This window comes from Pseudomonas sp. S3_A09, assembly GCF_054668065.1.
The window spans coordinates 1579897-1594772 of the sequence record NZ_CP162752.1 but is presented as its reverse complement, the minus strand read 5'-3'; the positions used below and the strand labels follow the sequence as shown (position 1 = coordinate 1594772).

Genomic DNA, 14876 nt, shown 5'->3' with positions numbered 1-14876 from the left:
GCCTTGTCTCTGCATAACTACAAGATTCTGGAGACCACATGAACGCATCTGCCGATATTTCCGTGCAACAGGTCAAGTTGCTGATCAACGGCGAGTGGGTCGAGTCCAAGACCACCGAATGGCAAGACATCGTTAACCCGGCCACTCAAGAGGTGCTGGCCAAAGTCCCGTTCGCCACTGCCGATGAAGTCAACGCTGCCATCGACGCCGCCCATCGCGCCTTCCAGACCTGGAAGCTGACGCCGATCGGCGCGCGCATGCGCATCATGCTCAAGCTGCAAGCCTTGATCCGCGAACATTCCAAGCGCATTGCCGTGGTGCTCAGCAATGAGCAGGGCAAGACCATTGCCGATGCCGAGGGCGATATTTTCCGTGGCCTGGAAGTGGTCGAACACGCTTGTTCCATCGGCACCCTGCAAATGGGCGAGTTCGCTGAAAACGTTGCCGGTGGCGTCGATACCTACACCCTGCGCCAACCCATCGGCGTGTGCGCCGGCATCACCCCGTTCAACTTCCCGGCGATGATTCCGCTGTGGATGTTCCCAATGGCCATCGCCTGCGGTAACACCTTCGTCCTCAAACCGTCCGAACAGGACCCGCTGTCGACCATGCTGCTGGTGGAACTGGCGCTTGAAGCCGGTGTGCCGGCCGGCGTGCTCAACGTGGTGCACGGTGGCAAGGATGTGGTGGATGCGCTGTGCACCCATAAAGACATCAAGGCCGTGTCCTTTGTTGGCTCGACGGCTGTGGGCACTCACGTCTACGACCTGGCCGGCAAACACGGCAAGCGTGTGCAATCGATGATGGGCGCCAAGAACCACGCGGTGGTACTGCCCGATGCCAACCGCGAACACACCCTCAATGCTCTGGTCGGTGCTGGTTTCGGCGCAGCGGGCCAGCGTTGCATGGCCACCTCGGTGGTGGTGCTGGTGGGCGCGTCCAAGCAGTGGCTGCCGGACCTCAAGGCGCTGGCGCAGAAGCTCAAGGTCAACGCGGGCAGCGAAGCCGGTACCGATGTGGGCCCGGTGATCTCCAAGCGCGCCAAGGCACGTATCCTGGAGCTGATCGAAAGCGGCGTGAAAGAAGGCGCCAAGCTGGAGCTGGACGGCCGCGACATCAAGGTGCCGGGCTTCGAGCAAGGCAACTTTGTCGGCCCGACCCTGTTCTCGGGCGTGACCCCGTCCATGCAGATCTACACCCAGGAAATCTTCGGCCCGGTGCTGGTGGTGCTGGAAGTGGCGACCCTCGATGAAGCCATCGCACTGGTCAACGCCAACCCCTTCGGCAACGGCACCGGCCTGTTCACCCAGAGCGGTGCGGCGGCGCGCAAGTTCCAGAGCGAAATCGACGTGGGTCAGGTCGGTATCAACATCCCGATCCCGGTGCCGGTGCCGTTCTTCAGCTTCACCGGTTCGCGCGGTTCCAAGCTGGGCGACCTCGGCCCGTACGGCAAGCAAGTGGTGCAGTTCTACACCCAGACCAAAACCGTCACCAGCCGCTGGTTCGATGACGATACGGTCAACGATGGCGTCAACACCACCATCAACCTGCGCTGATACCGGGAGACGATCATGAAGATTGCATTTATCGGCTTGGGCAACATGGGCGCACCCATGGCCCGCAACCTGATCAAGGCCGGCCACGCGCTGAACCTGTTCGACTTGAACCAGACGGTACTCAAGGAGCTGGCCGAGCTTGGCGGCACTGTCAGCGACTCACCGCGTGATGCGGCGAAAGGCGCGGAGCTGGTGATTACCATGCTGCCGGCGGCGGCGCATGTGCGCAGCGTGTGGCTGAATGAAGACGGCGTTTTGGCCGGCATCGGCAAAAGCGTACCGGCGGTGGATTGCAGCACCATCGACCCGCAAACCATCCGCGACGTAGCGGCTGCTGCGGCCAAGCAAGACGTGGCCGTGGCCGACGCGCCGGTCTCCGGCGGCACCGGCGGCGCCCAGGCCGGCACGTTGACCTTCATGGTCGGCGCCAACCCGGAACTGTTCGCCACCCTGCAACCGGTGCTGGCGCAAATGGGCCGCAACATCGTGCACTGCGGTGAGGTGGGCACCGGGCAAATCGCCAAGATCTGCAACAACCTGTTGCTGGGCATCAGCATGGTCGGCGTCAGCGAAGCCATGGCCCTGGGCGATGCACTGGGTATCGACACGCAAGTGCTGGCGGGAATTATCAACAGCTCCACCGGGCGTTGCTGGAGTTCCGACACCTACAACCCATGGCCGGGCGTGATTGAAACCGCGCCGTCGTCACGTGGCTACACCGGCGGGTTCGGTGCCGACCTGATGCTCAAGGATTTGGGCCTGGCCACTGAAGCGGCGCGCCAGGTGAAGCAGCCGGTGATCCTGGGCGCCGTGGCCCAGCAGTTGTATCAATCGATGAGCCAGCGTGGGGAAGGGGGCAAGGACTTCTCGGCGATTATCAACAGCTATCGCAAGCCCAAATAGGGCGTTTTCCGGGGGCCCGCCTGTGGCGGGCTCCCGGTTTTTTGCGGCTCAAGCAAACACAAAATACTTACGCACTGTTTCGACCACTTCCCACGTCCCCTTCATCCCCGGCTCCACCACGAAGATATCCCCAGCCCGCAAGTGAATCGGCTCCAGGCCTTCCGGCGTGATGATGCAGTAGCCTTCCTGAAAGTGGCAGTATTCCCACTTCACATAGTCCACGTACCACTTGCCCGGGGTGCAGATCCAGGTGCCCATGATCTTGCTGCCGTCTTCGCTGGTGTAGGCGTTAAGGTTGACGGTGTGCGGGTCGCCTTCGAGTTTTTCCCACTTGCAGGCATCCAGGACCGGCAGGGGGTGGGTGTCGCGCAGTACGGTAATGGGCTTGGACATGATGTCTCCAGGGCAGGGAATGGAAAGATCCACCCTAAGGCCTCGGGCGTTGCGCCAGTGGTCTGAACTCGACATCGGGATGCCCAGAAGCGCAGGGGAGTGCGACTCTTTGGGCACCGTGCAGTCCATGTGGGAGCGGGCTTGCTCGCGATTGCGGTGTGTCAGCCACACATACATTGACTGACTTATCGCATTCGCGAGCAAGCCCGCTCCCACATTGGTTCTTCAGTGGCTGAGCCACCGTGCCGGAATGATATATCTAAGCGCCTACACGCCCATTCTTCGCAGTAAGTGCGAAAGATTTCCTGCTTCACGCCAGAATTCGCAAGAAAATTCGCAGCCGGCCCTCGTATCATTCACTCCAGTAACCGCCAAGAGCCTTGAAATGAACCCAATAAAAACGTGGTGGGATATCAGCCCGCCCTTGAGTACGGCGACCCCGACCTGGCCGGGGGATACGCCGTTCCAGGAAGAGCGCGTGTGGCAGTTCGGCCCGGAGTGCCCGGTGAATGTCGGGCGTATTACGCTGTCGCCACATACCGGCGCCCACTTGGATGCGCCGCTGCACTACAGTGCGGACGGCGCGCCGATTGGCGAGGTGTCGTTGGACGTGTACATGGGCCCGTGCCGGGTGTTGCATTGCCTGGACAGCGGCACGCTGGTGCAGCCGCATCAGCTGGAAGGCCGTGTGGATAAGTTGCCCGAGCGTGTGCTGCTGCGCACTTATCCACAAGCGCCACTGACTGAATGGGATTCGAACTTCACCGCCGTCGCCCCGCAAACCATTGAGCTGCTGGCGAGCCTGGGTGTGCGCTTGATTGGTATCGACACCCCATCCCTGGACCCGCAGCAGTCCAAGACCATGGATTCCCACAACGCCGTGGCGCGCCATGGCATGGCGATTCTCGAAGGCATCGTGCTCGATGATGTACCGGAAGGCGACTACGAACTGATCGCCCTGCCGCTGCGTTTTGCCAACCTCGATGCCAGCCCGGTCCGCGCAATCCTGCGCCCGCTCAAGGAGCCCACGCGATGAGCCAATGTCCTTTCTCTGCCGACTACCAGCCGCCTGAAGAGTGGCACAACGCCGAACTGAATTTTTCCGAGTCCATGAGCTACGGCGATTACCTGGACCTGGGCAAAGTCCTCAGCGCCCAGCATCCGCTGTCGCCTGACCACAACGAAATGCTCTTCATCATCCAGCACCAGACGTCCGAGCTGTGGATGAAGTTGATGCTCCACGAGCTCAAGGCCGCCCGCGAACACGTGCGCCTGGGCGAGCTGCCGCCGGCGTTCAAGATGCTGGCGCGGGTGTCGCGGATCTTCGATCAACTGGTGCACGCCTGGGCGGTGCTGGCGACGATGACGCCGTCGGAGTACAAGTCGATCCGCCCGTTCCTGGGGCAATCGTCGGGGTTTCAGTCGTTCCAGTACCGCGAGATTGAATTTATCCTCGGCAATAAGAGCGCGGCGCTGTTGCGGCCCCACGCCCATCGGCCGGAGCTGTTGAACGAGTTGAAAGTGGCGATTGCCACGCCGTCGCTGTATGACGAGGCGATCAACCTGATGATCCAGGCCGGCCTGGCGATTGATCCGAAACGCGCCGAGCGCGACCCCACGGCGGCGACGGTTCACGATGAATCGGTGGAGGCGGCGTGGCGCGAGGTGTATCGCGATCCGAGCCGGTATTGGGACCTGTATCAGTTGGCCGAGAAGTTTATCGACCTGGAGGACTCGTTCCGTCAGTGGCGCTTCCGCCATGTGACGACGGTGGAGCGGATCATCGGCTTCCAGCCCGGCACTGGCGGCACGGAAGGTGTGGGGTATTTGCGCAAGATGCTCGATACCGTGCTGTTCCCCGAACTCTGGCGAGTCCGCTCCACGCTCTAAGCAAAAAGCCCCGGATTACCGGGGCTTGTTGTTTTGACATGCAATCAACTGTGGGCGCTGGCTTGCCTGCGATGGCATCACCTGGGTCTTACTGTGAACCGAGTCGCCTGTATCGCGGGCAAGCCCGGCTCCCACAGAAGCCCGGCTCCCACACAAGCCGGGCTCCCACAGGTATCACTGTGCGTTGACGACCGCGTGACTTCTGCGGACCCGCAACCGATACGCCACGTAGATAATCCCCACCCACACCGGCATCGCATACACCGACTCGCTGATGCCTGGAATCGCCAGCATCACGCTGATGATCATCACCATGAACGCCAGGCACAGGTAGTTGCTGAACGGGAACCAGAAGGTTTTGAACGACGGCGTCACGCCTTGTTCACCCATGGCTTTGCGGAACTTGATGTGGGTGATGCTGATCAGCGCCCAGTTGATCATCAGCGAGGCAACCACCAGCGCAAACAGCAACTCCAGGGCACTCTGCGGCGCCACGTAGTTGACCACCACGCACAGCATCGTCACCAACGCCGAAATCGCCAGGGCGCGGATTGGCACGCCTTGCTTGTTGAGCTTCATCAGCGATTTGGGGGCGTCGCCTTGCTCGGCCAGGCCGAACAACATGCGGCTGTTGCAGTACACGCCGCTGTTGTACACCGACAGCGCCGCGGTCAGCACCACGAAGTTGAGGATGTGTGCGGCGGTGTCGTTACCGATCAGCGAGAAGATCTGCACGAACGGGCTACCGCTGTAGGCATCGCCCGACGCGCCGAGGGTTTGCAGCAGTTGGTCCCACGGGTACAGCGACAGCAGCACGGTCAGGGCGCCGACGTAGAAAATCAGGATCCGGTAGACCACTTGGTTGATCGCTTTCGGGATCACTTTACGCGGCTCGCTGGCTTCGGCGGCAGTGATGCCCACCAGCTCCAGGCCACCGAACGAGAACATGATGAACGCCATGGACATCAACAGCCCCATGCCGCCATTCGGGAAGAACCCGCCGTGGCTCCACAGGTTGCTCACCGAGGCTTGCGGGCCGCCGGTGCCGCTGAACAGCAGGTAGCAGCCGAGCACGATCATGCCGACAATCGCTACCACTTTGATGATCGCAAACCAGAACTCGGTTTCACCGAAGAACTTCACGTTCAGGGTGTTGATCAAGTTCACTGCGACAAAGAACACCAGCGCACTGACCCAGGTTGGAATGTCCGGCCACCAGAACTGGATGTACTTGCCCACGGCCGTCAGTTCAGCCATGCCCACCAGGACGTAAAGGACCCAGTAGTTCCAGCCCGCCAGGAAGCCTGCGTAGCCGCCCCAGTATTTGTGGGCGAAGTGGCTGAACGAGCCGGCCACCGGCTCTTCGACGATCATCTCACCGAGCTGGCGCATGATCAGGAACGCAATGAAACCGGCAATCGCGTAACCCAGGATCATCGACGGCCCCGCCGACTTGAGCACCCCGGCCGAGCCGAGGAACAACCCCGTGCCAATCGCCCCTCCCAAGGCGATCAGCTGAATGTGCCGGTTCTTCAGGCCACGCTTGAGGCCTACCGGGTTAACCATGTCATCCGCCATTAACATTCCCTTCTACTTGTTTTTCTCAGGGTTGAGTGCACGCCGCATCAGCCCCTCAGAAGTGCTGAGGGGTCAGATATTACTCTGCGTAAACTTTTCGTAATACAACTGAACGCCATCAAGTGCCTGATCCGCCAGCCATTGCTGGATGGATTCGACCATTGGCGGGGGGCCGCACAGGTACATATCCGCCGAACCGTCCCGCAATTCGGCCAGGTCGAAATGCTCGGTGAGGTAGCCGCGTTTACCAGACCACTCTTCTGAAGGTGCGCTGAGCACTTCGGTGTAGCGCAAGTTTGGGATTTTCGCGGCATAGGCCCGTATGCGCGCTGCTTCGCATAAGTCCTCGGCACCGCGCACGCCGTAGTAGAGGTGCACCGGTTGCTCGCAACCAATGGCGGCCAGTTGGTCGAGCATACCCAGCAAGGCCGATAACCCGGTGCCGCCCGCCACCAGCACCAATGGCTGCGTGACGTGGCGCAGGTAGAAGGCGCCGAGTGGCGCTTCCATCAACAGCTCGTCACCCACCTGGCAGCGCTCGCGCAGGTAATTGCTCATCACCCCGTCGGGCAGCAGACGCACCAGAAATTGCAGGTGATTGCCTGGCAGGTTGGCGAAGGAATAGGACCGCCAACTGTCCGTGCCAGGCACTGACAGGCGCGCGTATTGGCCGGGCAGAAAATCCAGCGCCTGATCCAACTGCACCTGCAGGATCGCCGTGCTGGCTGACACCTGCTCCACTGCGCTCACGGTGCCCTTTACCTGAACCGGGCCGGGCGCATTGCACAGGCTCGAATCAAAGTCGAAGTAAAACGTAGCGTCGGACTTCACCCGCGTCTGGCAACTGAGCATCTTGCGCTGTTGCAGGTCGAGGCTGGACAGGGCTTCTTCGTCCACATAGTCCTGGCTGTAATCGCCAGACTCGCAACGACCCTGGCAAGTACCGCAGACGCCTTCGCGGCAATCCAGGGGGATCTTGATGCCGTTGCGCAGCGCGGCATCCAGCAGGATTTCGTTGGCACCCACCGGAAAGAACAGGGTCTTGCCGTCGGCAAAACTGAAGGCCACTTTGTGATTCATGTGTTGCTCTCCGCGTATGTATGACGCGCGCACCCTGTGGCGAGCGGACTGGCCAAAAAGGCGCGTTTAAAGATGATAAAAATCCAGCACCGAGTTGATGGTGTCGTTGAGCAGCAGCGCATGCTTGCGGGTGATCAACCAACTGTCGCCATCGGGTTTCAGGCGATAGGTGGCGTGGCCATAGAACTGCTCCGACGTGGCCAGGCGATAGAACAGCGTGTGCCAGTTCAGTCGCACCTCCAGCGTGCCATCCGCCTGCTCGGCGATGCGCACGTTGTTGATCAGGTGCAAGGTGCGTGGCATTGGCGTAGCCGACGCGGCTTTGCCGGTGCGCAAGCGGAACACGCGGTCTTCCAGGCCCGAGCGGTTGGCGTAATAGATCAACGACATCTCGCGCTTGGGGTCGCGGGTGTAGACGTGCTCCGAGTCCCACTGCGGCAGGTGGAACTCGCTCTGCGGGTCGAACAACTGCACATAGGCGCCCCAGTCCTGGGCGTCGCACAGCTCGGATTTGCGGTAGAAGAACTGCTCGATCTGATACTGCAATTGCGCATTCATCACTTCACCTCCCGCAGTGTCAGCGCTTGCCTGTCCAGGCCATTGAGCAGGAACTGCTGCCAGTTGCGATGCTGGTTCACGTAGAGGCCTTCATGGGTGAATTCGGTGCCGGTCATGGCCGGCTGGATGCCGATGGCTTCGCTGTTCGGCGTGGGTCCGGTTTCCCAGCGGTGGCTGCCGCGTGAGATGTCGCTCCAGCGCTCCAGGCGGCCCTGGAACCCGCGCTGGGCTTCGCGAAACTCCACCAGGTCGTCCGGCGTGCCCATGCCCGATACGTTGAAGAAGTCCTCGAACTGGCGAATACGGTTTTCGCGGTCCGCGTCGGATTCGCCCTTCACCCCCAGGCATTGGCTGATGATCTCGGTCTTGTTCCACGCCACCGGGCGGATGATGCGCAGTTGCGAGCTGATCTGGTCGAGGAAGAACAGGCTCGGGTAGATATTCAAGTTGCGCAGGCGGTGCATCATCCACTCGGCTTTTTGTTGGCCGTGTTCTTCCACCAGGCGCGGCATGATGGTCGCGTAGCCGGAACGCACGCTGGGGTTGGGCATGTCACTGAACAACACACTGTGGCCATTGTTGAAGGCGAACCAACCGTCGTCGGTGTTTGCATCACCCGCGCCGAGTTTGCTGTAGTCCAGGGTGCTGCCTGCGCCCGCGCCATTCTCGGTGTTCACCTGCTGGCGATGCTGCACCGTGGCCACGTAGTTGTAGTGCACAGTGCTGACGTGATAACCGTCCAGGCCGTTTTCGTTCTGTAGCTTCCAGTTGCCGTCGTAGGTGTAGGCGGATTTGCCCGGCAGCACTTCCAGCTCGCCGGTGGCGGACTGGGCGACCATCATGTCGAAGAACACTTTGGCGTCGCCCAGGAAGTCTTCCAGGCTGTCGGTGCCAGCCACATCCAGGCTGATGAACACGAAGCCTTTGTAGCTCTCGATACGCGCCTTCTTCAGCCCGCGCGTGGCCTTGTCGAAACCATCCGGGTATTCCCCCGGCGCCTTGACCTTTACCAGCCGGCCGTCGCTCTTGTAACACCAGGCATGGAACGGGCAGGTGAAGGTGGACTGGTTACCCTTGCCGACCCGCGTCAGGGTGGTGCCGCGATGCTGGCAGGCGTTGATCAGCGCATTGAGTTGGCCTTCGCCGTCGCGGGTGATGATCATCGGCTGGCGCCCGGCGCGCATCGTGACGAAGTCGTGGTTATTCGCCAGTTCGCTTTCGTGGCAGGCGTAGATCCAGTTCTTTTCGAAGATCAGTTCCATCTCCAGATCGAACAGCTGCGGCTCGGTGAACATGTCGCGGGCGATACGGAACACTTCATCCGCCGGGCGAAAATCCAGACAACCTTCGATAAATGTTTTCCACTGCTCGACGCTTCTTGCACCACTCATGGGAGGCACCTTTTTGATAGGGGCTAATCGGTGGTCCATTAGAGGCAGCGGGGCGGGGTGCGGGCTATCCGCTTAGTGGGGGAACCTACGCCGGATAATTGGGCAGCAAATACCCAACCCGGTGCAGTGTGGTGATGGGATGCGCTACTGTCTTGTCGGGCAATGGCCGGAAAAACCGCTTTCTTATCCATTTAGTCGACCAATGCTATCCACCCGCTGGCCATTGCGCTGGCGTGGCGCATTATTTGCTGTCGAACAACAACGACGCGCCGCCAGAGCGCGCAACAGCCTAACCGCCGTGGGTGCATCCTGATGAGCAGCCAAACGATTCAACGCTTCGACCTTGAAGGCGCCCGCAGCTGGATGTCCGGGATCTGCGGGCCCCATCGCCTCGCCACCGCCACGCCCGAGCGCCTGCGCTTTCACCACAGCGCCAATGTGTTCAAGTCCCGCGCCACCACCCTGGGCGTGATCGAATACGGCACCGATGTGACCATCGACATCGAAGACGCCGAGCACTTCAGCAGCTACAGCCTGAGCCTGCCCCTGGTGGGCGAGCAGGAGTTGAGCAAGAACGGCGAGCGCCTGAGTTCCAACCGCGACCAAGGCGTGATCATTTCACCCAATGAACATCAGGTGCTGGCGATTTCCGGCGACTGCCGCAAGTTGCAGGTGGTGATCACGCGGGCGGCGATGGGGGAGTCACTGGAAGGTTTGCTGCAACGGCCGATTGATGCGCCGTTGCGCTTCGAGTCGGTGATGGACGCGGTGGACGGCGCCTCGGCGGCGTGGTGGCGCATGGCGCGCTACTTCATTGCGGAGCTGGAACACGGCAGCGAGTTGTATGAACAGCCGGCGTTTACCCGCGACCTGGAAAGCTCGCTGATCAAGGGCCTGATCCTGGCCCAGCCGAACAATTACTCCGAAGAACTGCGCGATATGCTCGGTGTGAAACTGCCGCATTACCTGATCCGTGCGCGCCAGTACATCCATGACAACGCTCGGGAAGCCGTGCACCTGGAAGATCTGGAAGCGGCTGCGGGGGTGTCGCGGTTCAAGTTGTTCGATGCCTTTCGCAAGTACTTTGCCCTGTCGCCGATGGCCTATTTGAAGAAGCATCGGCTTTCTGCGGTGCGCCAGGAAATCCTCGAGCACGGCTCTACCCGCACCATTTCCGAAATTGCCCTGGGCTGGGGCTTTACCCACCTGGGGCGATTTTCGGCCGAATACCGAAAACTGTTCGACGAATCCCCCAGCCAGACCCAGCAGCGCAAACGCATGCGCAGTATCTGAAAACAATGAAGGTCAAACTGTGGGAGCGGGCTTGCTCGCGAATGCGGTGTCTCAGTCAACCTATTCGGCGACTGATACACCGCTTTCGCGAGCAAGCCCGCTCCCACATTGGATGTGCGGTGTTTCGGAGAAATCAGATCAGTTCTTCCACCAGTTGCAGGCAATGACTGAGCCCCGGCGATTGATCATTTACTCGCCGGCTGAGAATGATCGGCGAGGTCGCGGTGGCCTCCACCACCGGCGTGTAGCCGATGTCCGCCCGGTGCAACACCTGCACCGAGGCAGGCACCAGCGTCACGCCGATCCCGGCGCCGACCAGGCCGATGGCGGTTTGCAACTCGTTGGTCCACTGCGCCACCTTGAGGCTCAAACCGTGGGCATCGAACAGCGCAATTACATGGTCGGCATAGCTGGGCCGTGGGTTACCGGGGTAGAGCACAAAGGGCTCGGCGGCCAGTTGAGCGAGGGTGGCGGGCGCGTCCAGCAAGGGGTGTCCGGCGGGCAACACAGCCACCAGCCGATCCTCCACCAGCACCCTCTGGACGATGGCCGGGTCGTCGATGCGTATCCGCCCGAAACCCACATCAATCCGCCCGGCCTTGAGCGCTTCGACCTGTTGCAAGGTGGTCATTTCCGACAGCCCCAACTCCAGCTCCAGTGCCTCATGCGTGCGCAGCCGCCGAATCAGTTCCGGCAACACGCCGTACAGCGTCGACGGTGCAAAACCGATGCCCAGCCAGGTCTTTTCACCCTGGCCGATGCGTCGCGTGTTGTCGCAGACCTTGTTCAGTTGTTCCAGCAGCACAGTGGCGTGTTCATAGAAAAACCGACCGGCCTCGGTCAGCCGCAGCGGTCTGCTACGTTCAAGCAGGATCACGCCCAACTCGTCCTCCAACTGCTGGATCTGCCGGCTCAATGGCGGCTGGGCGATGTGCAGGCGTTCGGCGGCGCGGGTGAAGTTGAGGGTTTCCCCCAGCACCTGGAAATAGCGCAGGTGACGCAGTTCCATAACGGTTCCTTTCATACCTTGAGGGTATTGCTTGAGACCCATTCTATATTGGAAGCCTTTAAAAATAGGGCACAAAATCGGCTCAAATCTATAAAGAACCCAACGGGTATTGCCATGCCGATTTGCGCCATCGAGTCGATCGACACGATCATCGTCGACCTCCCCACCCTGCGCCCGCACAAGTTGGCGATGCACACCATGCAAAACCAGACCCTGGTGATCATCCGCCTGCGCTGCGCCGACGGTATCGAAGGCATCGGCGAAGCCACCACCATTGGTGGCCTCAGTTACGGCAACGAAAGTCCTGACAGTATCAAGGTCAACATTGACCGTCACTTCGCGCCCCTGTTGATCGGCCAGGACGCCAGCAATATCAACGCGGCCATGTTGCGCCTGGAGCGCAGTATTCGCGGCAACACCTTTGCCAAGTCCGGTATCGAAAGCGCCTTGCTCGATGCCCTGGGTAAACGCCTGAACCTGCCGGTCAGCGAACTGCTCGGCGGCCGTGTGCGCGATGCCTTGCCGGTGGCCTGGACCCTGGCCAGCGGCAACACTGAAAAGGATATTGCCGAAGCGGAAAAGATGCTCGACCTGCGCCGCCACCGCCTCTTCAAGTTGAAGATTGGCGCGGGTGAGGTCAGCCACGACCTGGCTCACGTGATCGCGATCAAAAAGGCCCTGGGCGACCGCGCCAGTGTGCGCGTCGATGTCAACCAGGCCTGGGATGAAGCGGTGGCACTGCGTGCATGCAAAGTGCTCGGTGACAACGGAATCGACCTGATCGAACAGCCTATCTCACGCAACAACCGCGGCGGCATGGCGCGGCTCAACCTGTCGAGCCCGGCGCCGATCATGGCAGATGAGTCCATCGAGTGTGTCGAGGATGCCTTTAACCTGGCCCGCGAAGGCGCGGCCTCGGTGTTCGCCCTCAAGATCGCCAAGAACGGCGGCCCGCGTGCCGTGTTGCGTACCGCCGCGATTGCCGAAGCGGCCGGCATCGGCCTGTACGGCGGCACCATGCTTGAAGGCGGCATTGGCACCTTGGCCTCGGCGCATGCCTTCCTCACGCTGAACAAGCTGGCGTGGGACACCGAACTGTTCGGCCCGTTGCTGCTCACCGAAGACATCCTCACCGAGCCGCCGGTGTACCGCGATTTCCAGCTGCATGTCTCCACCGCACCGGGCCTGGGCCTGGCCATCGATGAAGAGCGCCTGGCGTTCTTCCGTCGTGACAAACACTAAGAGGCGCCTGCCATGTTGTTCCACGTAAAAATGACCGTGAACCTGCCCCTCGACATGAACCCCGAGCGTGCAGCGGGCCTCAAGGCTGAAGAAAAAGCGTTGGCGCAGCGCCTGCAACAGGAAGGCAAATGGCGCCACCTGTGGCGCATCGCCGGGCACTACGCCAACTACAGCGTGTTCGATGTCGACAGCGTGCAGGAACTGCATGACCTGCTGATGCAACTGCCGCTTTACCCCTACATGGCCATCGAGGTGAACGCCCTGTGCCGTCACCCTTCGTCGATCCATGAGGATGACCGCTAGGCCGGTATTCACCTTAATAACTACAAGATGAGGAATGCACCATGTCCATCCGCCTGTCCCAGACTGCCCATGCCCAACAGTTTCTTGAAGAAGCCAGCGGCAACCTCAACGACGGTGGCAATCCGCGTACCAAAGCGCTGGTCTACCGGATCCTGCGTGACACCGTGAACATCATCGAAGACCTGGAGGTGACCCCGGAAGAATTCTGGAAGGCGGTCAACTATTTGAACGAGTTAGGCAAGCACCAGGAGGCCGGACTGCTCGCCGCCGGGCTGGGCCTGGAACATTACTTGGACTTGTTGATGGACGCTGCCGATGAGGAAGCCGGCAAATCCGGTGGCACTCCGCGCACCATCGAAGGCCCGTTGTATGTGGCCGGTGCGCCGCTGTCGAAGTACGAGGCACGGTTGGATGATGGCAAGGATGACGCGGCGCCGCTGTTCATGCGCGGGCAGGTGCGTGACACCGAGGGCAAACCATTGGCGGGGGCGATTGTGGACGTGTGGCAGGCCAACACGGCGGGTACTTACTCGTGGTTTGATCCGACGCAGTCCGAGTTCAACCTGCGCCGACGCATCGAGACCGACGCACAGGGCAACTACCGATTCCGCAGTATCGTGCCGTCCGGCTACGGCTGCCCGCCAAGCGGGCCGACCCAGCAACTGTTGGATCAACTGGGGCGTCACGGGCAACGGCCAGCGCATATCCACTTCTTCATTTCGGCGCCGGGGCATCGACACCTGACCACGCAGATCAACCTGTCGGATGACCCGTACCTGCATGATGATTTTGCCTATGCGACGCGGGATGAGTTGATCGCGCAGATCCGTTTCAGTGACGATCCACAGCTGGCGCGGGAGTTCGGTGTGGAAGGGCGGTTTGCACAGATTGATTTTGACTTTGAATTGCAGGTGGCGGATGCGCCGGTAGAGCAGAAGCGCATGCAACGAGTGCGCGCCCTCGAAGACTAAACGCGGTTAAAAATATGGGAGCTGGCTTGCCTGCGATGACGAGGGTGAATGCACCCTAGCTATCGCAGGCAAGCCAGCTCCCACAGGGGGTTGTGGTGTTGGCGCTATTTGCGGACGACCAGGTCCAGCACCTCATCCCGATCCTTGATCTTCTGCAACACAATCTCCGAGCGTATATCCATCACGCCCGCCGTGCGGTTCAGGTGGTTCACGATAAAGTCCGAGAAGTGCTTGAGGTTGCGTGCCTGCACCCGCAGCACATAGTTGCTGGCGCCGGTGATCACGTAGGCGCTGGCCACTTCCGGCCAGCCCTGCACCTTCTTGATGAATGTCTCGTGCCAATCCTCCACATCCTGGCGCAAGGACAGGTGGACGATGGCCTCCAGCTCAATCCCCAATTGCTCCGCATTCAGCACCGCGCGGTAACCGCTGATGATCCCCTCGCTTTCCAGCAGGCGCAGACGGCGCAGGCAGGCGGACGGCGAAAGCGCGACCTTTTCCGCCAGTTCCTGGTTGCTGATGCGGCCATCCTGTTGCAGGAAATGCAGGAGGCGCAGGTCGGTGGCGTCGAGAATCATGGTTAGAATAAATCCGCGTGTTTGGGGGTTAAATTCGAATTTCCTACAGCTTAATTAGCCTGTTGCTACTCACTTTGCACGAAAATTCTCTAAAACTTCGTTCATTATTTGGTCCATTCTTACTTATAAAA

General features: G+C 60.6%; 15 protein-coding genes. 8 read left to right on the top strand and 7 right to left on the bottom strand.

Features of this window, described 5'->3' with window-relative positions:
- Positions 1–38: 38 nt before the first annotated feature.
- Together AB4N92_RS07595 and mmsB are read left to right on the top strand one after the other, a co-directional pair.
- On the top strand, positions 39–1556 hold the full coding sequence (locus AB4N92_RS07595; RefSeq protein WP_015885874.1) for a CoA-acylating methylmalonate-semialdehyde dehydrogenase: 1518 nt from the start codon (positions 39–41) through the stop codon (positions 1554–1556).
- 15 nt (positions 1557–1571) lie between these two features.
- Positions 1572–2459 carry a 3-hydroxyisobutyrate dehydrogenase gene (gene mmsB / locus AB4N92_RS07590; RefSeq protein WP_042571639.1) on the top strand — a complete coding sequence of 296 codons (888 nt, stop codon included), beginning with the start codon at positions 1572–1574 and terminating at the stop codon, positions 2457–2459.
- Positions 2460–2507: 48 nt separating this feature from the next.
- On the opposite strand, the gene AB4N92_RS07585 is transcribed toward mmsB, so the two are convergent.
- Positions 2508–2852: a cupin domain-containing protein gene (locus tag AB4N92_RS07585; RefSeq protein ID WP_010206533.1), complete on the bottom strand. Its 345-nt coding sequence runs from the start codon at positions 2850–2852 to the stop codon at positions 2508–2510.
- 385 nt (positions 2853–3237) lie between these two features.
- On the opposite strand from AB4N92_RS07585, the gene kynB reads away from it, so the two are divergent.
- Both kynB and kynA read left to right on the top strand, forming a co-directional pair.
- Positions 3238–3888 (top strand): arylformamidase, encoded by a 651-nt coding sequence (gene kynB, locus AB4N92_RS07580; RefSeq protein ID WP_460129710.1) that lies wholly within the window; start codon positions 3238–3240, stop codon positions 3886–3888.
- Entirely contained in the window at positions 3885–4742 is an 858-nt protein-coding gene (gene kynA, locus AB4N92_RS07575) for a tryptophan 2,3-dioxygenase (RefSeq protein WP_010206531.1), read from the top strand. The genes kynB and kynA overlap by 4 nt, the downstream gene beginning before the upstream one ends.
- A gap of 174 nt (positions 4743–4916) precedes the next feature.
- Here the strand turns inward: kynA and AB4N92_RS07570 are convergent, their stop codons facing one another.
- The 4 genes from AB4N92_RS07570 to antA all read right to left on the bottom strand — a co-directional run bounded on the left by AB4N92_RS07570 (position 4917) and on the right by antA (position 9349).
- Positions 4917–6320 carry an amino acid permease gene (locus AB4N92_RS07570; RefSeq protein WP_010206530.1) on the bottom strand — a complete coding sequence of 468 codons (1404 nt, stop codon included), beginning with the start codon at positions 6318–6320 and terminating at the stop codon, positions 4917–4919.
- A 72-nt stretch (positions 6321–6392) separates the two neighbouring features.
- A complete protein-coding gene (gene antC, locus AB4N92_RS07565; RefSeq protein ID WP_042571638.1) occupies positions 6393–7400 on the bottom strand; it encodes an anthranilate 1,2-dioxygenase electron transfer component AntC in 1008 nt (335 codons plus the stop codon).
- 66 nt (positions 7401–7466) lie between these two features.
- A complete protein-coding gene (gene antB / locus AB4N92_RS07560) occupies positions 7467–7958 on the bottom strand; it encodes an anthranilate 1,2-dioxygenase small subunit (RefSeq protein WP_198581155.1) in 492 nt (163 codons plus the stop codon).
- The gene (gene antA, locus AB4N92_RS07555) at positions 7958–9349 is read right to left on the bottom strand and encodes an anthranilate 1,2-dioxygenase large subunit (RefSeq protein WP_010206526.1); all 1392 of its coding nucleotides are present in this window, start codon (positions 9347–9349) and stop codon (positions 7958–7960) included. The genes antB and antA overlap by 1 nt, the downstream gene beginning before the upstream one ends.
- Before the next feature lie 312 nt (positions 9350–9661).
- Between antA and AB4N92_RS07550 the strand changes: the two genes are divergently transcribed.
- On the top strand, positions 9662–10642 hold the full coding sequence (locus AB4N92_RS07550) for an AraC family transcriptional regulator (RefSeq protein WP_010206525.1): 981 nt from the start codon (positions 9662–9664) through the stop codon (positions 10640–10642).
- Between the two features lie 133 nt (positions 10643–10775).
- Here AB4N92_RS07550 and AB4N92_RS07545 read toward each other — a convergent pair whose 3' ends face one another.
- Complete coding sequence (locus AB4N92_RS07545) at positions 10776–11651, bottom strand: LysR family transcriptional regulator (RefSeq protein ID WP_010206524.1); 876 nt, start codon at positions 11649–11651, stop codon at positions 10776–10778.
- A 114-nt stretch (positions 11652–11765) separates the two neighbouring features.
- On the opposite strand from AB4N92_RS07545, the gene AB4N92_RS07540 reads away from it, so the two are divergent.
- Genes AB4N92_RS07540 through catA form a run of 3 tightly spaced genes read left to right on the top strand, consistent with a single transcriptional unit; the run spans position 11766 to position 14167 of the window.
- Positions 11766–12893 (top strand): muconate cycloisomerase family protein, encoded by a 1128-nt coding sequence (locus tag AB4N92_RS07540; protein ID WP_010206523.1) that lies wholly within the window; start codon positions 11766–11768, stop codon positions 12891–12893.
- A 12-nt stretch (positions 12894–12905) separates the two neighbouring features.
- Positions 12906–13196, top strand: coding sequence for a muconolactone Delta-isomerase (catC, locus tag AB4N92_RS07535; protein WP_010206522.1), 291 nt, complete (start codon positions 12906–12908; stop codon positions 13194–13196).
- A 41-nt stretch (positions 13197–13237) separates the two neighbouring features.
- Positions 13238–14167, top strand: coding sequence for a catechol 1,2-dioxygenase (gene catA, locus AB4N92_RS07530; RefSeq protein ID WP_154847706.1), 930 nt, complete (start codon positions 13238–13240; stop codon positions 14165–14167).
- 104 nt (positions 14168–14271) lie between these two features.
- Here the strand turns inward: catA and AB4N92_RS07525 are convergent, their stop codons facing one another.
- Positions 14272–14745, bottom strand: a complete 474-nt coding sequence (locus AB4N92_RS07525) for an Lrp/AsnC family transcriptional regulator (protein ID WP_003176072.1) — start codon at positions 14743–14745, stop codon at positions 14272–14274.
- Positions 14746–14876: the final 131 nt, after the last annotated feature.